The following is a 25,415-nucleotide window of genomic DNA, read 5'->3' on the forward strand; positions in this document are numbered from 1 at the left end:
GGAAAGCTTTCGTAATAGGCTATCGGCAGCTTACAAAATCTTTACAGCAGAAAAGTAGCTTAATAATGCTTATTTTTCTAGGAGTTGATCTTTCTTCCTTTAAGTACCAAAGCTGGCAAAGTAAACACGGTAACTAATGCTGCACCGATTAAGCCAAACATCACAATAGCCCCAACGCCCCGGTACAATTCCGTGCCGGCCCCGGGGATAAAAACCAGAGGTGCAATACCGCATAGGGTGGTTAAGGTTGTAATGGTTATGGGGCGCACGCGCGACAGCAAACCTTCCTGAACAGCTTCTTTAATTGAGTAGTTCTCTTTATCGCGAAGATAAATAGCCCGTTCAACCACCAGAATAGGGTTATTAATGACAGTCCCCATAAGAATGAGAAAGCCAAGCATGGTAATCATATCGAAAGGCTGACTCAGCGGCTGTAACCCAATGGCGGGTAACAGCTGGCCGACGCCGTTCATAAGAGCTAACCCGGCAATACCCGCACTTATTCCCATGGGTATGGTTGCCATGATCAGTAACGGATAACCCCAGTGGGCAAAAATTGCGACCATCAACAGGTAAATAATAGCGATGGAAATAATGTAGTTTTCACTCAGTGCGGCCTGGGTTTCCGCAAGCTGATCGGCCGCACCGGACAACTGAGTCGAAATATCAGCAGCTATATCACCTTGATCCCGTAAGTGCTTTAACACTTCTGAACGGACCATCTCAACGCCGGACTCAAGCGCAACTGACTCTGGAGGTATTATGTTTAAGGTTACCGTACGCCTGCTGTCGACGCGACGTACGGTACTGGTATCGACAATTTCGCGCACCTCGCTAATTGCATTTAATGCCACGGAGCGGCCGTTGACATTAAGTAATGGCAAGTCATCGAGCATTTCCGGCGTTACTTCCGTACCTTTGTCGCTGTACAGGTACATATCAATTTTGTCGTCACCCTGAAAGTACTCACCAACAAAAGCCCCGTCAGTTAGCGCGGAAACAGCATAACCAAAACTGTCCGCATCCAGACCTAATTCACTCATCCGCTCCCAGTCAGGACGCACCTCTAATAACGGTTGGGCAAGAGTAAGAGAGTTCGGTGTAGATTGAATTCTGGGGTCATCGAAAACCTCTTGCGAGCGATCATAAATGGCTCGTGCTGCCGCATAGACCTCGTTGAGCTCTTGTCCGCCAACATCGACATTGATACTGCGGGTACCACCATCGTTACTGCTTATAATAGAGCCTTTAGCTGCAAAGGCCCGCATGCCGGGGTAGCGTTCGTAAACTTGAGTAATAACTTCCATTAGCTCATCAATCCGGCTTGTATCGCGGGTTTCAGCAATAATGCGGATATTCGAAGGGGCAACACTCAAACTCATCGTTTTAAGTGCGGGAATAGTGACTCCTGAACGGGTAACCTCATTATTTTCCGTCATTAATGCCGGGTCGAAAATATCACGTATTTCATCTCCAATAGAAGACATGGTTTGCAAGTTATAGCCGGGTGGGGCGCTCATAGTGGCAAAAGTTTTAGCTTCTTCCCCTTCAGGCAAATATTCTGCGGGTGGCATCAAAAGCCACCAAATGGCCACCACAGCAACAAAGGTCACTCCAACAGTACTGAGTTTTGATTTTCTAGAACGTAAAAGTCGACTACTGATAGCTTCAATTCGGTTGGTCAGTTTGTCTGTCACTTTGGTTTTAGCCTGCGCAGGAAAATAAGCGGCGAGTAAAGGCACTAAGGTCACAGAAACAAACATCGAAGCAATAATGGATGCCGAAATGGCAATAGCGATATCGGAGTACAATTGTCCGGCTTCCTGAACAATAAAGAGAATTGGCAGGAAAACCATGACGGTGGTCAGGGTAGAGGTGAGCACCGCGGTCCAGACTCGTTTCACACCTTCAATTGCCGCATCTTTAGGGTTCAGTCCTTTACGTCGTTCAAGTTCAATACTTTCTAACACCACAATGGTGTTGTCCAAAGTCATACCAATGGCAAATGCTATGCCAGCTAATGAAATGACGTTGATGGTTCTGTCCAGTAGCAACAGCCCCAGAAAACCAGCCAGAGTACAAATTGGAATACCGATAACCGCAATTAACGTCGCGCGGCTTGAACGCATCAAACCATACATAACCAGAGTTGCGAACAGAGCGCCTAACAGTAAGTTCACCAGTACATTCTGAACTGAACTTTCGACATAGCGAACATCATCGGAATTTAGCGTAATTTCCATACCGGCCGGGCGCAGCAACTCCTCGTTAATGCGCTCAACTTCGTCCAGCATGGCGTATTTTATGTCAATGACATTAAACCCAGCTCACGCTGAACCTGAAGGCTTAGCACCTGCTGGCCTTTAAACCAGGACTCACTGTTCAGTTCAAAGTGATTAAAGTCGATATCGGCGACATCTTTTAATCGAACCAGACTGTCACCGGTTCTGCGAATAATGGTATTCTCTATTTCCTCAAGCGAATCAAAACGACCCACCGTGCGCAGCAGGAAACGGCGTTTTCCTTGCTCAAGCTCTCCGGCAGAGGTATCTCTGTTACGGCCGCTTATTGATGTTCTTACGTCAGCAACCGATACGTTGTACTGAATCAGTGCATCTTTATCCATCAGAATACGAACTTGTCTTTGTGCACCGCCACTGACATTCACTTGTGATACGCCCGCGACCGAAGACATTCTTGGACGAACGTTGTCTTCTATGTAATCGCGCATCATGATCATGTTGATGTTTTTAGGATTATCCTTAATTGGCGCTACCCGAAAGTACATAAACGCATTACTTGAGAAGGAAGCCGAGAAAATACGAGGCTCATCGACGTTCTCGGGGTAATCCGGAACCTGACTTAACGCATTGTTAACCAGAATTAATGTTTCGGTAACATCAACCCCGAAAGGAAAGTCCAGTTCTATGCTTGCTTCGCCATTACTGGCACTGCTTTCCATACGTTGTAAGTTGGGGACAGTGCGAAGAAACTCTTCCTGTTCAATTAGTATCTCTTTTTCGATATCCTGCGGTGTGGCACCCGGCCATTGAGTCTGTACAGAAATCGTTCTGACTTCTAAATCAGGTATCATTTGTACCGGAATACGTAATGCTGCCGTTATGCCCAGTAAACAAAGTATTAAAATGGCGACGATGGTGACATGTTTATGCTTTATTACGGCTTCAATCATAGTCAGCAGACTCCGTAAGCTTTAGTGCCTGACCATCAGTTAGAGCTTCATTACCGCGTACTATGACTCTCTCGCCTTCACTTACACCGCTTTCCACCTCGACATAGCCATTAAAGCGTAAGCCGAGCTCAACGGACAGTTCCTTAGCTTGCCATTCACCATTTTCGTTCACCGCTATCCAGACAGAGGTTCTGCCATCACTGTAACGAACAACCGCATCCTGAGGCACAGAGGCCTGAACCCGTCCGGTGTCTATCTCAAATGAGGCTTCTAATGGAATGCCAACAATCCAGTTATCAGGGTAATCCCCAGTCAGGCGAACCTGAAAAGAACGATCATTTCCATCCACAAAAGGCACTATGCGACTTAAACGAGCATCAATAGTTGTATCTTTGTAGCTAAGCGATGCTTGAGTATCAGAGTTTATAGAGGAATAGTAAGACTGCGAAAGAAACACATCAGCATGCTGATTGTCACTGCCGACCAACTGAAAAACGATCTGATCGGCACTTAGCCATTCGCCTAAATCCGCAGTGCGACTAGCAATAACGCCGTCGAAAGGTGCTGTAAGTTGATGATAATTTTGATTAACTTCGGTTTCGTTTAGCAATGCTTTTGTTTCTGCAAGCTGTGCCTGTGCAACCTGAACCCGGGTACGTGAGCGCCTTAAATCGCTAGTGGGAACAAAATCGGTTTCAGCTAACTCTTCCAGTTCACTTAGCTGCTGTTTTTCGTCGGCAAGACTGGCTTTAGCGCTGTCGACCTGAGCCTGTAAAGATTCTATAGTCGAATTAATTTGACGCGCGTCTAACCGTGCAAGCAAATCTCCTTTGCTCACTCTGTCACCTATATCCTTGTTCAGGCTCAATAACTTTCCTTCGACAGCAAAACTGAGTTGAGAGTTATTCAAAGCGGATAGGGTGGTCGGTAAGTCAACGCTATTAATTATCGGCTGCTTTTTAGCTTCAACGTACTCGACCGGCGCCTGAGCACGGGCTTGATCGCTAATTACTGCAGAGATAAAGACTAACGGAATTAAGAAAACAGACTGCCTGAACCATGATGGCATCATTCGTACTCAGCTATTTTGTTAAAAGGAAGTTGTCTATATGTTACGCAAATTGAGTCAGATTCGATTACTATTGTAGATTACAGAGACAATTAAGGGGCTTGTATGAGCTTAACGGATCCGAAAACATTCGAATGTCCTTATTGTATGGCAATAAATGACATTGAAATTGATTGGATAAATGATATTGGCCAACATCAGATTGTCGATTGTCAGATCTGTTGTCAGCCAATAGAGATCGAAATTCTGCAACTCGGGGATGATGTGCAAATTAAAGCGCACCGTGATGATGAATAAGGTGCGCTTTTAAAAAGTTATATTGTTTCAATTTCCTGTTCAGCTTCTTTGAAGCCTTGTTGGCGTGGTTCGTCACCCATGTTCATGCCCTCGGCGCGGATGATGGTCACGTCGGTAATACCGATAAAAGCAAGTACCTGTTTTAAGTAGCTTTCCTGATGATCCATAGCCTGTGCTTCACCTTGAGAGTAAATACCACCCCGACCAGACGCGATATAAACTTTTTTGCCGTTTACCAGGCCTTGAGGGCCTTGCTCTGTATACTTAAAAGTGACACCAGCTTGCAATACACGGTCAAACCAAGCTTTTAGCTGAGTTGGAATAGTGAAGTTATACATTGGCGCACCAATGACAATGGTGTCTGCATCGAGCAGCTCTTTAACCAATTCATCAATTAGCGGCTTTTCTTCGGCTAATAACTCATCAGCTGCCAGGTGAGGAACAGGGGTTGCAACCAGATCTCGGTGAACAAGAGTAATATCTTGTTTTTCTTTAAGTTTATTAACAATGTTCTGACTAACCTGACGGCTAACAGATTGTTCTAAAAAGATACCTGAATCCAAATGTAAAACTTTCATAGAAACCTCTTCGTTTTTTTAATTGATGCAAGGAGTATAATTCGTTCCAATTAATCTAATAAGTGGTTAAAATGGAAACTATCGTTCCAAATTCGGAACCGTAGAGGTTTTCTCAATGTCCTTTCCTGATGTCACAAACTACTACCTATTCGCTCAGGTTATGGCCTGCGGCAGTATCAGCGCAGCCTCACGGGAGCTCGGTTTGCCCAAATCCACCATAAGCCGAAAAATTGCTTTACTTGAACAAGAGCAGGGCACCCGGCTGTTTCACAGAAGCCGATCAGGACTTAAACTAACCGACGTTGGACGTGAGTTTCTGGTGCACTGCGAGCGACTTGTCAGCGCGGCTGAATCGGCTCAGCAAGTGACACAACGTTTACTCGATAAACCCCGGGGGAAAGTTGAAATAAGCGCGCCCTATGCTTTAAGTCAAAGCTTGTTAGTACAGGTGTTACCTGAATTTATGAGCTTGTATCCGGAAGTTGAAATTCAGCTTGTTGTGACAAACCGGCCAGTTAACTTAATAGAAGAGGGCATCGACATTGCTTTGCGCGTACGAAAAAATATAGAAGACTCAAGTTTAATAGCCAGACCCATAAGTCAGGCTCCTCAAACCCTTTATATCTCTCCCGATTTAATAAATCAGAACTCAATAACTGAGCCTGAGGACTTATTAACGTTCGAACATTTGAGTATGCATTACACCAACGGACGATATGGTTATGAATTGATCCATAGTTCAGGCCAGCAAAAAAACATCAGAATAAAACCCCGGCTTATCACCGACGACATGATTGTCTTACGAGAAGCTGCAATAAAAAAACTTGGTATTGTCGCTTTGCCAAATTACCTCTGTAACGATGCAGTGAATAGCGGAGAACTCGTCCCCGTTTTAACCGACTGGCATCTACCCATCGGGATCATGCATATGACGTACTCGCACCGACGCGGAATATTGCCGGCAGTGCGTGTCCTTATCGATTTCCTCGCTGAAAAGCTTCCGCATCTTGCACAGCAGCAGTTTTAAAAAGTAAGTGCTTCGTACTGGCGTTGTACATATATAGTTATCATTTAACATAATATACATTATACGCAATTATATATTTAAGAGAAAACAGCCGCAAATTGAAGTCCTTACCACTAGCATCCCTTTAAGGTCGCGGATTACCGAAGTTCAGCTTTAAACTATGAAAACTCAATACCGAAATTGAAGCCAAATGGAAGTTTCTCTCCAGTGACAAAATGGCAAAGATCCCGCAGAGAATCGTTATTTCCCACAGCAAAACTCTCTCAATTCAGCATTTCTGTTATCATGTCGTTATTGCTAGTTAAGAGAAGAACAATTAAATGAAATTAGACTGTCTGGCGCTACAGCCACAAACCGGCGAGTGGCTCAAAGAGCTGCCTGCGGAACTTAAAGAAGATGCCTTAGTTGGACAAAAACGTGCGGTTACAGCCTTAAACAACGCGTTACGTCAGCATGGTACATACTCTAATATTTATGCTTTATTTCCTGGTGGCCTTTTAAAGCGGGACATCCTGGATGCCTACTTTACGGATAATCGTTGGGAATTCACTAATTGGTATGACTGGCTGTATCTGGCGAATCCGTCCGATCCTCTGCGTCCTCTATGCGTTAACTTGCCGTCAGGAACAGCTGACGCAGCAATTAAAGCGATATGGGGCTTTCTGCAGCGACCGCTGGATCAGCGCGAAGAAGCTTACAATACAATTATTGAGCAATTCGACACGCACAAGCTGCGTGACTACATGCAACAAATACGAGATAAGAAGGCTGAGGACATCCAGGGAGAGAGCCTGGCTTCTGTTTTAGTGGGGCATCAGCACCCTGCCCCTTACTACTATTGCGACCGTGTTACTGAGGAACGTCTCTTTGGTCACATTGGTGTGCAATCGGTTGAAGGAACGGTCAGTTCAGAGCTGCATTTGATTGAGGCCGGCCTTTTGCATAAAGCAAACGGAGGCATTCTTGCTATTGAGGTTGCTCAGTTGCTCGAAAACATCACGCTCTGGAAGCGCCTGAAAGATGTTATCGAAGGCGGAGAATTTGAGTGGCCGCGTCAGTCACCGACTTCAGGTGCAGCTTTCTTTTACCGACCCGAGTCTGTGCCCATTAATATTAAGATTATTTTACTGGGTTCACGTAACGAATACGCACAGCTGCGCGAGTACGACGAAGACTTTGATAACTTCTTCCCATTTTTGGCTGACTTTCATGGTCATTATGCAACTCAGAATGAGCCGGTAGCGCCCTACTTCAATTACTTACAGTATGTGTGGCAACTCGCCGATGTGCTGCCGTTAAGTACAGATGGTTACTCAGCCTTACTGCGGGTTTGTGCCCTATACACGGATTATCAGCAGGAACTTACGTTAAACACAATACAGTTACTGCAATTGCTTCGCGAAGCCAACGACTGCGCGCTGCGGAATCAACACGCAAAAATAGATAAAGCGGCAATCGATTTAGCGCTGCAGCAACAACGGGATCGTGAAGGTAATCTGGCTGAACTGAGCCGCCGCAGCATACTCGAACAGCAGGTTCGAATTGACACTCATGGTTCTGCAGTTGGCCAGCTAAATGGCCTGACGGTAGTGACTATGGGCGGCAGTGAGTTCGGTGAGCCATCCCGAATTACTGCGACCATTCACTATGGTGATGGCGATATTATTGATATTGAACGTAAATCAGACCTCTCCGGCAATATTCACACGAAAGGGGTTATGATTTTAAGCGCCTATTTGGCCAACCAATTTGCCCGCCACGAACCGCTATCAGTATCAGCAACTGTGGTATTCGAGCAGTCTTACTATGAGGTGGATGGCGACAGCGCATCACTTGGCGAGCTTTGCTGCTTGATTTCAGCTCTGGCTGAGCAGCCGTTGAAACAGTCGCTGGCTATTACTGGCGCGATAGATCAGTTTGGTAACGTTCAGTCTATTGGTGCAGTGAATGAAAAAATTGAAGGTTATTATGCTCTTTGTGCTCACAGGGGCTTAAGTGGTGAGCAAGGTGTCATTATTCCTCAGTCGAATAGACATCAGCTTAACCTTAATGACGATATCATTGACGCTGTTAAAGCCGGTAAATTTCATGTTTACACGGTAGAGCATGTTGAGGAAGCATTAGAATTACTGACAGACACTCCGGTTAAAGAACTTTTTCAGAAAGTTCGGGAACGAACACTGGATAGTTCTGATAATGATCAACCCCGGGGTTTCTGGCGACGCCTTTTTAGCTGAGAAGTCACTTGTCGGATTTGTCTAGCGTACAGTTGTACGCTAGACTGCTGCCTAGTTTTTTCGAACAATTAATTAGGGTATTTATGAATCAATCGAGCTTTACTCGCGAAGAACTTCTCGCCTGCAGTCGCGGGGAAATGTTTGGTCCTGGTAACAGTAAGTTGCCTGCACCTAATATGTTAATGATGGATCGCATCATTGAAATTAACGAAGACGGCGGATCGGCCGGAAAGGGTTTTATCCATGCCGAGCTCGATATTAACCCAGATCTTTGGTTCTTTGACTGTCACTTTAAAGGTGACCCGGTAATGCCTGGCTGTTTGGGGCTTGATGCTATGTGGCAGCTGCTTGGCTTTCACCTGGCATGGTCTGGTGGCCCAGGGCGCGGTCGTGCATTAGGTGTTGGTGAAGTTAAATTTACCGGGCAAATTCTGCCGGAACATAAAAAAGTTAGTTACTTTATTGATATGACACGAGTTATTAAACGTAAACTATTTATGGGCGTTGGTAATGGTCGTGTTGAAGTTGATGGTCGCGAAATTTACACAGCCAAAGACTTAAAAGTTGGCTTGTTTACCGACACTTCTACTTTTTAGTCCCTCTTTGAGTTGAAAAAAACGCCGATGCTTTCGCTATCGGCGTTTCGTCTAACCTTTAATGTCTCTGACAATCAGCGGAATAAGCCGGTATTTCGGGCTTCCATTGCATCTCGCCAACCTCCCAGCCAGTGGGAACGAAAATCATCCTGAGTCTGATAAGGACAGTTGTCTTTTGAGCGACCATGCAAACCAGCTTTAAAGCCTTGAGTATGTGCTCTTTCAAAGCGATCGCGCTTTTGTCTTTTCATAAATCTATCCCTCGCCTGTTATTCACAGATTATTATTTAGAGAGTTGAGACATTTTTGCTGCCTCATTACTATTGATAGACTTATTTGGTGAGAGTTCAATTGTAAAAGCAGCACAGTATCCATTGACTTTTTTTAACGGATTGAAACTGTGCTACTTTTTATTTTAAGACCTATTATGATTTTTTGGTCTTAAGGAAGGTTCTTCTTCTTATTCCGGTAATAAGTAAACCTAAGGCGCCAAATCCAAGTAGCGAGCCAAGCCCGACAGCTGCGCCCTGACGCTCTACAGGTTCTTCATTGTCAGTACAGTTATTAAGTTCGCCTTCAATAGGATCGAGCTTTATATTGACAAGAATTTCACGAGTCCGGGTTTCCCCTTCTTCGTCTGTATACTCTTCAGTTTTGAGCGCTGTAGCAATAATCTCACCGTTTTCGGTAATGTCATTGGCATCAACAATATTGTATTCGCTGTCACAGCTAATCGTATTGTTCAGGTTGATAATTTGTGGGGCTTCTGCACTCATATCGTAGTAAAAACCAGCGCGTGCACGAACCTGAGAAAGTGTTGGGTCAACCTCTGCTGTACCGACCATCTCGCCATTGTCGTTGATACTGCGGACCACGGTCGATGCGCCATTAAAGAAACTGTCAAGAATCGTCAATTCACTCGCATCAACATCGTAATAGAAGCCGTAGCTTCGCAACGTTCCTGCGGGACGTTTGGTTAAATGTCCGACAGCAATATTCGAGTCATTGATGTCTGTTGCTGAGCCCCACAAATAAACTGGGTCTTCAGTTACAGGCAGCGCCTCTTGATTCTGGAAAATTGCCGGCATGCGAATAGCACCGCGATCAGGATGATAAGTCCAGCTTTGCCCTACTGCAATATCATTGTTATTAACGGCGTAAGCGTAGCTTGAAAAGTCATTTTCATCGTCACTTCTTCTTTCTACCAAAGTTGGTAATTCAACTGCGTCAATGACCTCACCACTAGCATCAAACTGCCATAACTTTCCGCGAATGTCATAGATAGAACGGCCCGCATTGTAACCTGAACGCGGACGACTATAGCGATAACGGCTATTATTAAAGGCCGCGATATTCGACGCATCGGCATTTTGCAAGCCTCTCCAAATACCCCATACACAAACCTCCAGGGGCTGTGATGCACTGGCAACTTCAGGGTCTTCGCAGCTTTCTTCAATTCGGGTCGTTGCGGCAGGACTTAAAGCAACGCTTTCATAACCGGCAGCAAGTCCACTATCGTTGATATCAAAAATGGCACTTTCGCCCCCCAAGTAATCCTGAGCTTGAGGTTCAACGACACTGGATTCGCCGTTGTTGTACCACATTCCGCGACTTAAAAAGTCTGATACAAAGTACTCTGCAGTCGCAGTTTCGTCGTCGGCATTGGTATATTGATGTTCAATAAGCTCAAACGGTGCACTAGTAACACCAACCGCTGTATTGGCATTATTGATAGAGTATAAGAAGCTGTCGACGCTATTAGCGAGTTGATCCGCAGTTGCTGATACCGCGTTAACTTCACTGCTAGTCCCGTTATAAATAAAAGCCTGGTTCAATCCAATACGCTGAGTCTGAAGGCTGCTATTTGCATAGTTTCCCAAGTTTTCTACAATTGCCTGATACTGAGCAATAGTCAGTTCTTCATCTTCTTCGGGATCAAAACCTATCTGCGCGAGTAGTCGCGAAGGAACTTTAGAAAAATCAATTTCCACATTTTCGGGAAAACGTGCAACACCAACAATTTGCCCACTTGCGTTAATACTTTGCGGGATACTGCTTCGATAATTATTCAAAGTTTCAATTGTTTCAATATTATAAGTGTCTGCTGCAGATGCAAAAGATACTGTTGAAACAATTGCTACGGTAAGTGACTTCAACGTAAATGATTTCATTAACTAACTACTCTGTTCTGATAAGTTTTCCAGTTCTTCCCAGCGCTCCAGATCCTGCATCAGTTGCCCTTCAATTTCTGCAATTTGAGTCATTACTGGTTCGGTTTTTTCTAATGGCTGTTCGAAGAACCCCGGTTCATTCATTAACTGTTGTAATTCTTCAAGTTTTGCTTCTTTTTCTGCAATAACCTTGGGTAACTGCTCTAGTTCGCGTTGCAGTTTATAGGATAACTTCTTCCGCGGTTTGTCTGAACCTTTGTCTGCGGTTTTTCCTTTATTTTGCGAACTTTTGTTGCTGTCAGACTCTTTAGCTGCCGCTTTGGTTCCGTTGCTATGAAATGAATTTTCCGCTTTTGCCGCTAGATAGTGGTTTAGCTCGGTAAAACCACCAATAATTTCCGTAATAACGCCCTCACCTTCAAAGTACAGTACACTGGTCGCCGTATTATCGACAAATTCCCTGTCGTGGCTAACCAATAAAACCGTGCCTTGATAATTCGCAACAATTTGCTCGAGCAGTTCTAAGGTTTCAATATCGAGATCGTTGGTTGGCTCATCGAGTACCAGAATATTACTGGGCTTAAGTAATATTTTTGCTAGCAACGCCCGGTTCCTTTCCCCACCGGAAAGTGCCCGAACCGGGGTTCGTGACTGTTTAGGTGAAAACAGGAAGTCCTGCAAATAACTTAAAATATGGCGGCTGCGGCCCTGAAACTCTATGTCCTGCTTGCCGTCACCAACGTTATCCATCACCGTTTGCTCAGGGTCAAGCTGCGCCCGGTGTTGATCAAAGTAAGCGACTTCCAGATTAGTGCCCAGCTGAACCTTACCGCTGTCTACTTCCTGCATACCGAGAATAACTTTAATCAGTGTACTCTTACCGCAACCATTAGGCCCGACAAAGGCCACTTTGTCGCCGCGCATCAACAAGAGATCGAGGTCATTAATAATAGGCTTCTCGCCGAAGCGCAAAGCCATATTTTCGCCTTCAAACACCTTTTTACCGGAACGTGATGACTCGTTCACTGCCAGATTTGCCTTACCCTGAAGCTCGCGTCTTTGCTGACGTTGCTTCCGCAAGTCCTGAAGCGCACGAACCCGTCCTTCGTTACGAGTGCGGCGCGCTTTAACGCCCTGGCGTATCCATGTTTCTTCAGCTGCTAGCTTTTTATCAAACTCAGCGTTGTGGCTTGCTTCAACTTCCAGTGCTTCCTGCTTTTTCTGCAGGTAGGTATCGTAGCTGCCCGGGTAACTGGTTAAATGTCCGCGGTCTAAATCAATAATTCGTGTGGCCAAACGGCGGATGAATGCCCTGTCGTGACTAATAAATAACACGGCGCCGGAAAAGTTAACGATTTGCTCTTCCAGCCAACGCACCATTTCAATATCCAAGTGGTTGGTCGGTTCATCTAACAGTAAAATGTCCGGATCAACCACCAAGGCACGAGCCAGCGCCACGCGACGCAACCAACCACCGGAAAGTGCTGCCATGGTTTCATCTGCGGGTAATTGCAGCTGAGTTAAAACCTGCTCAATACGAGTATTCACTTGCCAGCCGTTAACGGCATCCAGCTGATTCTGCAGCTTGTCCATTTCATCAAGAGTTGCACTGCTGGGCGAGTCGGTAAGACTGGCAGACAATTCATGATAACGAGCCAACGCCTTGCCCGATTCAGCAAGAGCTTCTGCTACGTAGTCAAATACTCTCTGCTCGGACTGCTGAGGTGGGTCTTGCGGCAAACGGGTCACTTTAGTATCGCCCACCCACTGTATTTGGCCTGAATCTAAGACCACTTCGTTATCTATTGCTTTTAAAAAGGTAGATTTACCGGCACCGTTACGACCAACCAAACAAACTCGTTCACCGGCTTCAATGGTGAAATCAACACCGTCTAAAATGGCGTCAGCGCCAAAGGCCAGGTGTGCATCCTGTACACGTAATAAACTCATTGCTCTACAAACTCCAGCAATTGATTAGCATCGAAAGGCCAACGCAGCTCGGCGTCGTCTTTTCCCCGAATAAATACTGGTACTAACCAGCCATACTCTTCTTGCAGCTCCTGCTGTTCGGCAATGTCGACTACTCCAAGTTCAACCGGCTCTTCCAGGTCAAGCGAGTGCAGTAGCTGAATAGCCTGAGTACAAAGCGGACAGTTTGGTTTCGTAAGCAAATACAACGCAGACATTAATTAAGCCCGTGAAATAATATAATAATGATGAATACCTTTATGGCGTTTGAAGTCCTCGGGTATTGAGGCTTGAGTCTGATCATTCACCTCAAGGCCAGCTTTATCCAGGCCTTCGGTGTCGATGCGGAATTTCTTTCTATTGTTAGAGAACAGAATCACGCCATCCTCTTTCAGCATGCCCGTGGCGGTTTTTATCAGGCCAACGTGGTCACGCTGTATGTCTAAAGTTCCGCTCATCCGTTTTGAGTTACTAAAAGTTGGCGGATCAAGAAAAATAACGTCAAACAGTTGCTTGCCACGTTGTTCCCGCATCCAGCTAAAGCAGTCAGCCTGAATAAACTGGTAGTCGCCTCGTAAGCGGTTTAAGGCAAAGTTACGCTCGCCCCACTTCAGGTAAGTTTTCGACATATCGACGGAAACCACGCGTGCGGCTCCGGCTCTGGCGGCCTGTACAGATGCGGTGCAGGTATAGGCGAATAAATTCAGTACATCCAATTCTTCGCACTTATCCAGCAATTCCTTACGCACCAGTCTATGGTCCATAAATAAGCCGGTATCAAGGTAATCGGTTAAGTTCACTTCAAACTTGGCGCCGTACTCATTAATCGTTAACACCGTGCTGTCCTGCGATTGTCTTTCGTACTGCTGTTTACCGCTTTGGCGCTGGCGACGTTTCAAAATAATTTTGTCTTCAGATACAGGCAAGGCTGAACTCAAGGACTCGAGCATGAACCACAAGCGGTCATTAGCCACTCCTTCCGGGATGTCTTTCGGCGCTGCATATTCCTGAACAACTACGTAATCCTGATAAATATCGATAGCCGCGTTGTACTCAGGAATGTCGGCATCATAAACACGCCAGCAATCCAGTCCTTCCTTCTCTGCCCATTTACTTAATTTCGCGTAATTCTTTTTAACTCTATTAACCAGGTCATCAGCTTGACTCTCTGCGAAGTCAGGTTGCTCTTTAGTTAAGTCGTAAAGAGCCAAATTAACCGGAATTGCACCGTTTAATAGCGGGTATTTCTTATGGCTGCGCAGTTTCAGACGTTTAAGTAACTGTTCGTCTCCTGCCAGTACCGCTATATGCCAATTCTGGAAAGTGTCTTTTAGTTGACGGCCAAAACGGCGGTACAACAATAAGGTTTCGACGGCCTCACCCAGACGTTCACCGTAGGGAGGATTACAGACTAACAGGCCACTTTCTGCCGGTGCTTCACAGTTTGTTGCATCCGCAACTTCAAACTCTATCACTTCATGCAATAGCACACGCTTGGCGTTATCTTTAGCTTTAGCGACCAAATGAGGGTTGTTGTCAGAGCCTTTTAAATGGCCTTTAAAGTTCTTCTTACCTTCTTTAAAGCGCTGCTCAGCCTGCTCTAGCACGTCGTGCCACAGTTGCGGCGAATGTTCATGCCAAAACAAGAAGCCCCAATGCGCGCGGCTCAAACCTGGTGCGTGGTCCATTGCCATCATAGCGGCTTCAATGACTAAGGTACCCGAGCCACAAAAGGGGTCAAAAATAACGGGCTCGTCTTTTTCCAATTCGTTTTTGATGCCAGCGCGGACCAATATAGCGGCAGCTAAGGTTTCCCGCAGCGGAGCTTCACCCTGCTGCAAGCGATATCCCCTTTTGTGCATACCGTCACCGGTAAAGTCTAAAGACCAGGTCAGCTTGTCTTTATGCACCCGCACGGCAATACGAATGTCCGGGTCTTGCTTATCGATACTGGGGCGTTCAAATCCGCTATTACGAAAGTTGTCGACAATACAGTCTTTTACTAACTGTGCGCCAAACTGGGTATGGCGGATGTCGTCATTACCGCCGGAAAAATCAACCACAAAGGTTCTGTTCGCATCGAAAACCTTGCTCCACGAGAATTGAGTCAATGCCAGTTTAATCTCATCCAGGCTGGAAACGTCCTTTTCACCCAGTTGTAATAGCATACGGCTTGCTAACCTGGACCACATAGCCACGGTATAAGCCTGCTGCAAATCAGCCTCGATATAGCAGCCCGCAAGGGTTTGCTTAACATGACTTAAATTGAACTCTTGCAACTCATCAAACAAAAGTCCTTCAAGACCTTTGGAGCACGCAATAAAAAAACGATACATAGAAACTTCGCCTAAAAAATTAAGGAGACAATTATAACGGAGAGCTCAGTGGCTGTCTGTAATTCCAGCTGAAATAAGGGAATTACAAAGAGAATGACTAATAAAACAGCAGTTAAACCGTATTTGTATAAATACTATGCGGTTGGTTTAAATAAAGCTTGCGCGGCACGAATTATGACTATACTATGCGCTCTCAATCGGACGCGGGGTGGAGCAGTCTGGTAGCTCGTCGGGCTCATAACCCGAAGGTCGTAGGTTCAAATCCTGCCCCCGCAACCAACGTCCGGAATTAGAATTCAGTAATACCTTCCTGCTAAATACTCTTTCTTTGAATAAATTCCCAAGTAAGCCTGAAAATAGACTTAAGGCGCAAGCTTTATATTTAAAGGCACTACGCCAACTGTTGTCCCCAGTTAGACTGAGCTGACAAAGCTAAATCGACGGTTGCTGGTAACAAGCGGTTTAAGGTGACTTTAATGACATGGTACTGACGCAGCGATTTAATCGCAGAAAGCTGCATGCCCTCACTCAATAGTAAGCAAGTCGCAAATTCATCATCGGTATCAAGAATTAAGAACAGCCCCTGATCAAAACCTGAGTTCAATTCGCATAAACGCCGCTCTAACGGCCATTCGCTAATATCAGATTTTTGAAAATGCCAACTCTGTGGCATTTGAGGACGACCAAAGCGACACCACGCTGTTGCATTAAGAGCTGCATTTTGCGGTGCGCAAGGCATTTTATCAGCTGGGTAAGCTTCTAATGTTTCACTAACGGTTTGGAAGGTTGTCGCGTCTTCAATATCCATCATTTGTTCATTAAAGTGAATATTGACTAGCTGACTCGGTTTGTAAGGCGTATCAAATACGTCGGAATCACTTAGCTTAACGCTAAGCTTGCCGCTTTCTGTATTGAATAACCATAACCAATGGGATTCCGATTCCACGATGTTAGCCTTTATTATTAGAGGAATTTAAGCTTTGCGATAAGATACTAAAGTCACTTAACCATTACAAGTGACTAACAATTGAGCGAATTAGCCTTGGGCCTTGATAGATAAACCCAGTGTAAACTTGCACCAGGCTCGCTCCAGCCTTGAGTTTGGCCTCTGCTGACTCAACTGAATCAATACCACCAACGCCTATAACCGGCATTTTTCTTTGCAAAGTTTTACATAACAGCTCTATCACTCGAGTACTTTTATCCTGAAGTGGTTTACCGCTTAGGCCCCCTGCTTCACCGGCCTGACTGCTTTGCAATCCGTCACGCGACAAAGTTGTGTTGGTTGCTATTACGCCGTCCATTTCATTCTTTAACAATGACTGCGCCATGACTTCAACTTCATGATCTTCAAGATCCGGAGCTATTTTAACAACCAGCGGCACGTAGCGATCATGCTCTTTTGCCAAAGTCAGCTGAGCCGTTTTAAGGCTGGACAATAAACCATCAAGACTGGAGCCGTGCTGAAGGTTTCTTAAACCCGGAGTATTAGGAGATGAAATGTTAATCGTGACATAGTCTGCGTAAGGATAAACCTTATTCAGACACGCAAGGTAGTCATCAATGGCCTGCTCTTCCGGCGTGTTTTTGTTTTTACCGATATTAATGCCTAACACGCCTTTATAAGAAGACGCTTTGACATTCTTAACAAGCTCATCAACCCCATCGTTGTTGAAACCCATGCGGTTAATAATTGCTTCGTCTTCGGTCAAGCGGAATAAACGAGGTTTATCATTACCCGGCTGAGCTACAGGTGTCACTGTACCAACTTCGATAAAACCAAAACCCATTTGAGAAAATGCGTCTATACACTCGGCGTTTTTATCAAGACCAGCCGCTAGACCGACTGGGTTAGGGAAATCAATTCCCATAACCCGAACCGGTTTGCTGGCTACGTTTTGCTTCCAGAACAGCGACAACGGTGTGCGATGCCATTTACTCAGGATCCCGAGCATTAACTCGTGCGTTTTCTCGGGATCCTGGCGGAACAACAATGGCTTTATAAGGTTGTACATTAACTGATCACTTTAGGTGCACAGTTGTGGCTCAACAGCATAAGCTCGCGCAAAGCGACCGAGAATTTAGCAAACTCGTGGCTCTTCGTTGTACGGAAGTCTGACAGCATTTGCTGCCAACGAGATAACAACACTTCGTTTTGCTCTATCCACTCGCTGATCATCTTTTCCGGGTCGCTTACGTCTGGTGTTGAACGTAGTACAACTTGAGTTAACGAACGTTGCTGCCAATCGAGCTCTTCACGGAATGCCGCTCTTGCCAGGGCTTGCCAGTGGTTCGCCACAGGTTGGTTATTAATTTGTATTAAGAACCAATGTAAGTTTATTTCCGCACCCAGGCGGAAGTAAAGCGTACCAACCGTCTTGAACGACTGTCCTGTTTCATTGGCAACTTCAGCAAGATCCATGGCAGAAAATACTGTGCTCAGGCTCGCAATTTGTTTTGCCAACTTGGCAGGGAAGCCATGCTCTTTATACTTCTCAATCGTTTCTTGAATGAGTTTAGCTTCGTCTTCAACCATATACTTGAGGCTGTTCTCGCGTAAGTCGTCAAATGCACCCATGTAGAAATCTAAGTGCTCCTGAATGCCACTCAGAGCTGGATTACGATGACGCAAGAACCAACGAGTTGCGCGGCGAACCATACGACGAAGCTGGAATAAAACTTCATTCTGAACTTCGGCAGGCACTTTATTATTCAGTGCCTCAATTTGTTCCCACAGCTCTTCAACTTTAAAACACTCGCGGGCAACGACATAAGCAGAAGCTATTTCAGCAACTGTCGAGCCGGTTGCCTCCTGCTTGCGGAAAACAAAGTTTGGTCCCATATCGTTAACGATATTATTGGCGAGCTTAGTGGCAATAATCTGACCTTTCAGCGGATGAGATACCATGCTGTCAGCAAAACGCTCACGTAAAGCCTCCGGGAAGGAGTCAAAAAGTTCACGCATGTGGTACGGATCTTCTGTGATTTCATCCGTTATCAACTGCTCTTTAAGAACCATTTTTCCGTAAGCCGTAATAATAGACAGCTCCGGACGTGTTAAGCCCTGGTTCGTTGCTTGACGCTCAACTAACTCATCATCATCAGGTAAAAACTCAAGCTGACGATTCAACGAATGCTCGCGCTCAAGGTGATGAATAAACCGCGTGTATTCTTTAACTTGATCGGTGCCACGCAATGCTGTTACCGAAATTGACTGTGTTTGTCTGTTACAGTCATCAAGAACAATTTTCGCGACATCGTCGGTCATATCGTAAAGCAGTTTATCGCGTTGCTTCTTCGTCAGATCGCCACTGTTAACTAAACCGTTAAGTAAGATTTTAATATTAACTTCGTTATCTGAGCAGTCCACGCCACCCACGTTATCGACAAAGTCGGTATTAACTCGTCCACCGTTTTGTGCAAATTCAATACGGCCTAACTGGGTAAAGCCTAAGTTGCCGCCCTCACCGATAATTTTCGCGTTCAGCTCGCGACCGTTAACGCGCAACGCATCGTTAGCGCGGTCACCAACATCGCTGTCGGTTTCGGCTTTGCCTTTAACGTAAGTACCGATACCACCATTCCAGATAAGATCAACTTCCATCGTTAAGCAGGCTTTGATCAAATCATTCGGTGTCATTGATTTTTTCTGGGTACCCAGCATTTTCTTAATTTCAGGCGTTAGCTCAATCGCTTTAGCACTTCTGTTGAAGATGCCACCACCTTTTGAAATCAATTCGCGGTTGTAATCATCCCAGCTTGAACGCGGCATTTTGAATAAACGGTCACGCTCTTCCCAGGATTTCGCAGCGTCTGGCTCCGGATCAATAAAGATGTGCAAGTGGTTAAATGCCGCTTGTAAGCGCGTATGCTTGGACAGCAACATGCCGTTACCAAATACATCGCCACCCATGTCACCAATGGCAACACAGGTAAAGTCTGTGGTTTGGCAATCGATACCCATTTCGCGGAAATGGCGTTTAACTGATTCCCAGGCACCACGAGCGGTAATACCCATTTTCTTGTGGTCATAGCCAACTGAGCCGCCTGATGCAAAGGCATCACCCAACCAGAAGTTATATTCAGCTGAAATACCGTTAGCGATATCAGAGAAAGTTGCAGTACCTTTATCTGCGGCAACAACCAGGTATGGGTCGTCTTCGTCACGGCGAACAACACTTTTCGGAGGAACAATTTCTCCTTCAACGATGTTATCGGTAATGTCCAGTAACGCACGGATAAAGGTTTTATAGCACTCTTTACCCTCGGCCATCATGCCTTCTCTGTCTTCCGGTAAAGCTTTACAAATAAAGCCGCCTTTTGCACCCACAGGTACAATAACGGTGTTCTTCACTTGCTGAGCTTTTACCAGACCAAGTACTTCGGTGCGGAAGTCTTCACGACGGTCTGACCAGCGCAAGCCACCACGAGCTACTTTACCGCCACGAAGATGCACACCTTCGACTTTCGGCGAGTAAACAAAAATTTCAAACTTAGGTAACGGTAACGGCATTTCCGGTACCAGCTCAGGCAAGAACTTAACTGAAATATAAGGTTTGTCGTTGCCCTGCTCGTCTTTCTGGAAGAAGTTGGTACGCAAAGCTGCATCAATCAGTTCGACATAGCGACGAATAATACGGTCATCGTCAAGGTTGGCAACGTTGTCCAACTCGGTATTAATACGGGTATGAAGTGCTTCAAGCTTTTTCTCAACACCTTTTGTACCCGGTTCAAACTTGCTGTAAAACATCTTCACAACCAGCTTGGCCAGCAGAGGATACTTACTGAACGTACTCTCTATGTAGCTTTGGCTGAATGTGGTGCCAATTTGACGCATGTATTTCGCAAACATACGCAAAATAGTGGCCTGACGGCCATTCATGCCGGCACCTAGTACCAAGCGGTTAAAGCCGTCGTCTTCTAATTTACCGTTCCAGACTAACGCAAAGGCTTCCTGGAAGGTTTCACGACTCTCTTCCAGATTCAACGAGCCTGCAGTGTGAAGCATGTGGAAATCAAGAACCCAGTACACATCACCGTCGCCCGTTTTAATCTGGTAAGGGCTTTCGCCAATAACCCGTAACCCGAAGTTCTCGAGCATCGGCAGTACGTCCGACAGATGAATCGGTTCGTCTTTATGGAACAGCTTCAAGTGCAGATGTTTACTGTCGTCTTTTTCTTCCTGAGCACGGTATAACACCATACCCAGTTTATGTTCGTCATTTAACGATTCCAGTTGTTTTATGTCTGAAATTGCTACCGACGGTAAAACGTCTTCTTTATACGCACGGGGAAATGCCGTAGCGTATCGTTTGTTTAAACGGGTAGCATTTGCTTCCCCGAAAGTGGACTGCAAAATACGTTCGAAGTTGTCTTCCCACGTGCGGGCCGCTTCAATTAAGTTCTGTTCTAATTCTTTCACGTTCACATCCTGATGGTCTTCGCTCAAACGCACGGTATAATGTGTTCTTGCTAACGAAGACTCTGAAAAATAAGTGGTAAAGTCGACGTCGTATTCGGTTTTCAATGTACGCGCCAACACACTTTGAGTTCGTTGACGTAACAAGGTGTTATAGCGCTCTTTTGGCACATAAACCATGCACGACATAAAGCGGCCGAAAATATCGCGGCGCAGAAAAACGCGGGTCATGTCGCGCTCTTGCATTTGCAACACGCCCAGACCGACAGTTAGTAAGTCATCTTCTTCTGCCTGCACAATTTCGTCACGAGGATAAGTCTCTAAAATATTCAACAGTGCTTTAGCCGCGTGAGACTGCGGAGCAAAGCCTGACATGTCTAATACGCGAGATATTTTCTCACTCACCAACGGGATATCACGTGCACTGTTGTTATAGAAGTTGGCCGAATACAAACCAATAAAGCGGTCTTCACCTATGACTTCGCCGTCTTCATTAAAGCGTTTAACACCAATGTAGTCTGAGTATGCTGGACGATGAACCCGTGATTTCGAGTTGGTTTTGGTCAACAGTAACAGGCGTTCGTTGTGCGTTATTTCGCGCGCATCCTCCGGTAAGCTGGAAACCAAACGTCCTTTTTCACTAACGGAGTTTTTCATTAACCCCAGACTGGAGTCTTTAACCTGTTTGAGTTCGTAGTCGCCTTTCACCGGAGTTAGCTCATAGGAACGGTAACCGGTTAACGTGAAGTTATCATTCGCCAGCCATTGTAAGAACTCTTTAATTTCTTTCTTTTCTTTTTTTGAGCCCGGATAGTATTCATGATCCAGTTGCTCCGAAACCGTCTGTAGACGCTTACGCATAGCCTGCCAGTCTTCAACAGCAAGACTGATTTCTTCCATTACCGACACCAGCTCACTTTTTAACGTTTTTATTTCTTCCTTGCTGGTTTGGCGGTCTATTTCAATAAGAAAAACCGTGTCGACATAGTTATCATCGCTACGGGTACCCGGTTTCTGTAATTCAGTAACCTGGCTATTTTTGTCCCGTTTATGGCTCAACGGCATATGCAGTAATAAATGCGATGTAATGCCCAGACGAGCCAGCGCCATGCGCACTGAGTCGACCATAAATGGCATATCATTTTGAATAATTTCAATAATGGTATGAGGAGACTCCCAGCCGTCCGTCGGGACTTCAGGGTTATATACTTTTATCAGTGCTTTATCACCGGGTTTATACTCATTAAAGCTGTGCCATAAACCCAAAACCGCACCGTACATATCACTATCGTGGCGGTTCGTTAAATCATCACTGGCAATATTGCGATATAAGCGCTTGGCAAAATCTGCTACTAAGTGCGCTTGAGAGGCGGGAACTTTCTTTTTTATCAATTCAACGACTTTTTCCAGTAAAACCGGAGATTGACTATCGACCAACGACATAATTGCAGAGTCCTTGAGGTTGTTGGTGAAACGTCGTAGGCAAGCCCAAATGCGGCCCACGGCCAGAGAATATATGATTGATGTTATTGTCGAACATTTACGCTGGGGTTTCAACGCTTATTCGCGCTAAAAACAGGTGTTTAGACCAGATATGGCAAGTAAAATAATATAACTATTTAGTTTAAATGAATGGACTCTAAGTCAGCCGTTTTAATCCAACGAACTTTTGCTGCTCATCAACTTGTAAAAGGAAGCGTCCACGCACGCCCTGGTTATCGATAAAAGGAATTAAACGCCCCGCGGGTAGTGCTACCCGCGTGCCGTTAACGGTCGTTACTACAATTTGTTGATAACCCTTGCTGTAATAAACATCGCAAAACTCCTGATAGCTCATACTTAGGTTAAAAACATACTCAATGATCACCGTTGGTTAATACCTTTAAATAATTATTCAGTTAGACAACTTTCTATTTTTTCAAATAAGTCACTGGCCAGGTTTGGCAATTGACGTAAAGACTCAAGCTGATTGCGCATTAATTTCTGGCGATTCTCATCATACCGGCGCCAACTGACAAAAGCAGAGAGCAGTCTTGAGGCAACCTGAGGGTTGCTAGTATTCAGTTGTTGAATGACTGAGCCTATCAGTTCATACCCTGCCCCGTCAGTTTTATGAAACTGAGGTTGATTTTGAGTGAACGCGGCAAGCAGTGAATACACCCGGTTTGGATTTTTTATCGAGAAATCGGGGTGCGTCATTAAATCTTTAACGCGCTCCACCGTAGCTTCGTTATTAGCAAGAGCCTGAGTGCTGAACCACTTGTCCATTACCAGTTTTTCGCCACGCCATTGCTGCTCAAAATTATTAAGTAAAGACTCGGCTGCAGAATGATTAGCCCACACTCCGGCCTGCATTGCACCCAGTTGATCAGTCAGGTTATCGGCCTGGTCAAACTGTTCTGTCAACTTATCGGTCGCTGCGTCGCCTAATTCGGCTAAGTAGCTTAAACAAACCTGTTTCAGCTGACGTTTGGCTATTTCATCACCCACTAACTGGTAGGCTTTTTCTGACTTACAGGCACTCAGAAGCTGGCTAAAATCATCCTCCAGCGCAACTGCCAATTGTGTTTTTAGTGACTTCAACTGGGTATTAATTGCTTCTACCGGAATGGTTTCATAATTATCAGCAATCGTTGAGGCTGAAGGCAGTGTTAAGGCCAGAGCTTTTAGTGCTGGATCCGTATTTGCCTGAAGCAGGTTCCTGCATGCATCAATAGTTTGTGCTGATAATTCAATAGCGGAATGGTCATTAATTCCCTTTTCAATCATTCGGGTAAACAAAGACTGTGCCGCATCCCAACGACTAAAGTCATCTTTGCTATGAGCCAGCAGTACTCGTAGTTCGTCATCGCTTATGGTGCGTTTTACTTTAACTGGCGCAGAGAAATTATCGAATAAAGATAAAATGGGTTTCTCCGCAACATTATCAAAGGTAAAAGTCGTTTCATTTTCTTTTAAGTGCAATAAATTATTATCACTTAATGACAGTTCTGCGCCCTGCTCGCTATAGGCTGACCATTTAACCGGAATATGGAAAGGAGCCTTTTGCTCTTGTCCGGGAGTAGACGCAGTTTCCTGTTTGAGCACCAGGGTTAGTTGCTTCGCATCTTTATCGTAAGACTGTTCCGCGGTAACAACCGGCGTTCCTGCCTGCGAGTACCAATGACGGAAGCGACTGAAGTCTTCGCCGTTTGCATCTTCCATAGCCTGAACGAAATCTTCACAGGTTACAGCCTTACCATCGTGACGCTCAAAATAAAGCTTCATGCCTTTCTGAAAGCCGGACTCTCCCAATAAAGTATGGATCATTCGAATAACTTCGGCGCCTTTGTTATAGACCGTCACCGTATAAAAGTTATTCATTTGAACCACTTTATCCGGGCGAATCGGATGTGCCATGGGCCCTGCATCTTCAGCGAACTGGTGGCTACGAATAACCCGGACATCCTGAATGCGGTTGACGGCTCTGGAGCCAAGATCTGAACTGAACTCCTGATCGCGGAAAACAGTCAGTCCTTCTTTTAAGCTCAACTGAAACCAGTCACGGCACGTCACGCGGTTTCCAGTCCAGTTATGGAAGTATTCGTGACCAATAACGGACTCAACGTTGAGAAAGTCCTGATCGGTTGCCGTCGCGGGATTCGCTAAAACATACTTCGCATTGAAAACGTTCAGGCCTTTGTTTTCCATAGCTCCCATATTGAAGAAATCGACGGCTACAATCATATAAATATCCAGATCGTAGACCAGGTCGAAACGCTCCTCATCCCATTTCATCGCATTCTTAAGCGACAACATGGCGTGGTCAGCTCTATCCAGATTCCCTTTATCAACAAAGAGCTCTAAATCGACGGTACGCCCTTCCCTGGTAGTAAATTCGTCACGTAATACATCGAAATTACCCGCGACAAGAGCAAACAGATAACAAGGCTTAGGAAACGGATCCTGCCAGGTTGCCATATGTTTTCCGTTATCAAGATCCAGCTGCTTTATGCGGTTACCATTTGACAATAGATATGGAAACTCTGCTTTATCGGCAATAATTGTGGTTGTAAATTTTGCCAGAACATCAGGCCGATCGGGGTAATAAGTGATACGTCGGAAGCCTTCTGCTTCGCATTGCGTACAGAAGGTGTCTTCAGCCAGATACAGACCTTCAAGCGCCTCATTAGCCGTTGGGTTAATGCTATTTTCAATTTCGAGGGTAAACGACTTGAGCGACGTGTTGAGTGTCAGGCTGTGCTCGTTACATTGATATGCATCCTCAGCGACGTCTTCACCATCGACTTTCAAGCTCAATAAGGTGAGTTGTTCCCCGTCGAGTACCAAAGGCTTTGCATGATCGCCTTGCCGTACAACTTTTAAGACGCTCGTTACCCGAGTTTCTGTTGGATGAAGATTAAAGGTTAAATCGACATCCGTTATTGCGAATTCAGGTTCTTGATAATCTTTACGATATTTAGCCTTTGGTAATTGTGTCATAGCTTCCTTCTGTATTTAGTTCTCTAAGTAGCTTTCTTGCGC

General features: G+C 45.3%; 16 protein-coding genes, 1 tRNA gene and 1 pseudogene. 5 read left to right on the forward strand and 13 right to left on the reverse strand.

Annotated elements, in window-relative coordinates:
• Positions 1–77: 77 nt before the first annotated feature.
• Together ACP7H9_RS01675 and ACP7H9_RS01680 are read right to left on the reverse strand one after the other, a co-directional pair.
• Positions 78–3,193: pseudogene (locus ACP7H9_RS01675) on the reverse strand (efflux RND transporter permease subunit).
• Entirely contained in the window at positions 3,186–4,265 is a 1,080-nt protein-coding gene (locus ACP7H9_RS01680) for an efflux RND transporter periplasmic adaptor subunit (protein ID WP_439222098.1), read from the reverse strand. The pseudogene ACP7H9_RS01675 and the gene ACP7H9_RS01680 overlap by 8 nt, the downstream one beginning before the upstream one ends.
• 102 nt (positions 4,266–4,367) lie before the next feature.
• Here ACP7H9_RS01680 and ACP7H9_RS01685 point away from each other — a divergent pair, with 102 nt between their 5' ends.
• Complete coding sequence (locus ACP7H9_RS01685; RefSeq protein ID WP_011234539.1) at positions 4,368–4,559, forward strand: CPXCG motif-containing cysteine-rich protein; 192 nt, start codon at positions 4,368–4,370, stop codon at positions 4,557–4,559.
• A 17-nt stretch (positions 4,560–4,576) separates the two neighbouring features.
• On the opposite strand, the gene ACP7H9_RS01690 is transcribed toward ACP7H9_RS01685, so the two are convergent.
• Positions 4,577–5,137: an FMN-dependent NADH-azoreductase gene (locus ACP7H9_RS01690; protein ID WP_439222099.1), complete on the reverse strand. Its 561-nt coding sequence runs from the start codon at positions 5,135–5,137 to the stop codon at positions 4,577–4,579.
• A gap of 115 nt (positions 5,138–5,252) precedes the next feature.
• On the opposite strand from ACP7H9_RS01690, the gene ACP7H9_RS01695 reads away from it, so the two are divergent.
• From ACP7H9_RS01695 to fabA, 3 genes are all read left to right on the forward strand, one after another.
• A complete protein-coding gene (locus ACP7H9_RS01695; RefSeq protein WP_110013121.1) occupies positions 5,253–6,164 on the forward strand; it encodes a LysR family transcriptional regulator in 912 nt (303 codons plus the stop codon).
• A 320-nt stretch (positions 6,165–6,484) separates the two neighbouring features.
• Complete coding sequence (locus tag ACP7H9_RS01700) at positions 6,485–8,401, forward strand: AAA family ATPase (protein ID WP_439222100.1); 1,917 nt, start codon at positions 6,485–6,487, stop codon at positions 8,399–8,401.
• 83 nt (positions 8,402–8,484) lie between these two features.
• Positions 8,485–8,997, forward strand: a complete 513-nt coding sequence (gene fabA, locus ACP7H9_RS01705; protein ID WP_011234533.1) for a 3-hydroxyacyl-[acyl-carrier-protein] dehydratase FabA — start codon at positions 8,485–8,487, stop codon at positions 8,995–8,997.
• A gap of 74 nt (positions 8,998–9,071) precedes the next feature.
• On the opposite strand, the gene rmf is transcribed toward fabA, so the two are convergent.
• The 5 genes from rmf to rlmKL all read right to left on the reverse strand — a co-directional run bounded on the left by rmf (position 9,072) and on the right by rlmKL (position 15,472).
• Positions 9,072–9,248 (reverse strand): ribosome modulation factor, encoded by a 177-nt coding sequence (rmf, locus tag ACP7H9_RS01710; RefSeq protein ID WP_011234532.1) that lies wholly within the window; start codon positions 9,246–9,248, stop codon positions 9,072–9,074.
• A gap of 174 nt (positions 9,249–9,422) precedes the next feature.
• Entirely contained in the window at positions 9,423–11,168 is a 1,746-nt protein-coding gene (locus ACP7H9_RS01715) for a DUF3466 family protein (protein ID WP_439222101.1), read from the reverse strand.
• A 3-nt stretch (positions 11,169–11,171) separates the two neighbouring features.
• Positions 11,172–13,118, reverse strand: coding sequence for an ATP-binding cassette ATPase Uup (uup, locus tag ACP7H9_RS01720; protein WP_439222102.1), 1,947 nt, complete (start codon positions 13,116–13,118; stop codon positions 11,172–11,174).
• Positions 13,115–13,354, reverse strand: coding sequence for a glutaredoxin family protein (locus ACP7H9_RS01725; protein WP_439222103.1), 240 nt, complete (start codon positions 13,352–13,354; stop codon positions 13,115–13,117). The genes uup and ACP7H9_RS01725 overlap by 4 nt, the downstream gene beginning before the upstream one ends.
• 3 nt (positions 13,355–13,357) lie before the next feature.
• Complete coding sequence (gene rlmKL / locus ACP7H9_RS01730) at positions 13,358–15,472, reverse strand: bifunctional 23S rRNA (guanine(2069)-N(7))-methyltransferase RlmK/23S rRNA (guanine(2445)-N(2))-methyltransferase RlmL (protein WP_439222104.1); 2,115 nt, start codon at positions 15,470–15,472, stop codon at positions 13,358–13,360.
• Between the two features lie 202 nt (positions 15,473–15,674).
• On the opposite strand from rlmKL, the gene ACP7H9_RS01735 reads away from it, so the two are divergent.
• Positions 15,675–15,751: transfer RNA gene (locus tag ACP7H9_RS01735), tRNA-Met, on the forward strand.
• Positions 15,752–15,863: 112 nt separating this feature from the next.
• Here the strand turns inward: ACP7H9_RS01735 and ACP7H9_RS01740 are convergent.
• From ACP7H9_RS01740 to pepN, 5 genes are all read right to left on the reverse strand, one after another.
• On the reverse strand, positions 15,864–16,418 hold the full coding sequence (locus ACP7H9_RS01740) for a cell division protein ZapC domain-containing protein (protein ID WP_439222105.1): 555 nt from the start codon (positions 16,416–16,418) through the stop codon (positions 15,864–15,866).
• 64 nt (positions 16,419–16,482) lie between these two features.
• On the reverse strand, positions 16,483–17,487 hold the full coding sequence (gene pyrD, locus ACP7H9_RS01745; protein ID WP_439222106.1) for a quinone-dependent dihydroorotate dehydrogenase: 1,005 nt from the start codon (positions 17,485–17,487) through the stop codon (positions 16,483–16,485).
• Positions 17,487–22,334, reverse strand: a complete 4,848-nt coding sequence (locus tag ACP7H9_RS01750; protein WP_439222107.1) for an NAD-glutamate dehydrogenase — start codon at positions 22,332–22,334, stop codon at positions 17,487–17,489. The genes pyrD and ACP7H9_RS01750 overlap by 1 nt, the downstream gene beginning before the upstream one ends.
• A 196-nt stretch (positions 22,335–22,530) precedes the next feature.
• Complete coding sequence (locus ACP7H9_RS01755) at positions 22,531–22,758, reverse strand: DUF2835 domain-containing protein (RefSeq protein ID WP_011234524.1); 228 nt, start codon at positions 22,756–22,758, stop codon at positions 22,531–22,533.
• Between the two features lie 23 nt (positions 22,759–22,781).
• Positions 22,782–25,373: an aminopeptidase N gene (pepN, locus tag ACP7H9_RS01760; protein ID WP_439222108.1), complete on the reverse strand. Its 2,592-nt coding sequence runs from the start codon at positions 25,371–25,373 to the stop codon at positions 22,782–22,784.
• Positions 25,374–25,415 lie beyond the last annotated feature (42 nt).

The sequence above is a fragment of the Idiomarina sp. ST20R2A10 genome (genome assembly GCF_051842345.1).
GTDB lineage: Bacteria > Pseudomonadota > Gammaproteobacteria > Enterobacterales > Alteromonadaceae > Idiomarina > Idiomarina loihiensis.

Excerpts from the sequence above, each read along its gene's own strand:
- ACP7H9_RS01680 (WP_439222098.1), bottom strand. The coding sequence starts at position 4,265 with ATGATGCCATCATGGTTCAGGCAGTCTGTTTTCTTAATTCCGTTAGTC.
- ACP7H9_RS01685 (WP_011234539.1), top strand. The coding sequence starts at position 4,368 with ATGAGCTTAACGGATCCGAAAACATTCGAATGTCCTTATTGTATGGCA.
- ACP7H9_RS01690 (WP_439222099.1), bottom strand. The coding sequence starts at position 5,137 with ATGAAAGTTTTACATTTGGATTCAGGTATCTTTTTAGAACAATCTGTT.
- ACP7H9_RS01695 (WP_110013121.1), top strand. The coding sequence starts at position 5,253 with ATGTCCTTTCCTGATGTCACAAACTACTACCTATTCGCTCAGGTTATG.
- ACP7H9_RS01700 (WP_439222100.1), top strand. The coding sequence starts at position 6,485 with ATGAAATTAGACTGTCTGGCGCTACAGCCACAAACCGGCGAGTGGCTC.
- fabA (WP_011234533.1), top strand. The coding sequence starts at position 8,485 with ATGAATCAATCGAGCTTTACTCGCGAAGAACTTCTCGCCTGCAGTCGC.
- rmf (WP_011234532.1), bottom strand. The coding sequence starts at position 9,248 with ATGAAAAGACAAAAGCGCGATCGCTTTGAAAGAGCACATACTCAAGGC.
- ACP7H9_RS01715 (WP_439222101.1), bottom strand. The coding sequence starts at position 11,168 with ATGAAATCATTTACGTTGAAGTCACTTACCGTAGCAATTGTTTCAACA.
- uup (WP_439222102.1), bottom strand. The coding sequence starts at position 13,118 with ATGAGTTTATTACGTGTACAGGATGCACACCTGGCCTTTGGCGCTGAC.
- ACP7H9_RS01725 (WP_439222103.1), bottom strand. The coding sequence starts at position 13,354 with ATGTCTGCGTTGTATTTGCTTACGAAACCAAACTGTCCGCTTTGTACT.
- rlmKL (WP_439222104.1), bottom strand. The coding sequence starts at position 15,472 with ATGTATCGTTTTTTTATTGCGTGCTCCAAAGGTCTTGAAGGACTTTTG.
- pyrD (WP_439222106.1), bottom strand. The coding sequence starts at position 17,487 with ATGTACAACCTTATAAAGCCATTGTTGTTCCGCCAGGATCCCGAGAAA.
- ACP7H9_RS01750 (WP_439222107.1), bottom strand. The coding sequence starts at position 22,334 with ATGTCGTTGGTCGATAGTCAATCTCCGGTTTTACTGGAAAAAGTCGTT.
- pepN (WP_439222108.1), bottom strand. The coding sequence starts at position 25,373 with ATGACACAATTACCAAAGGCTAAATATCGTAAAGATTATCAAGAACCT.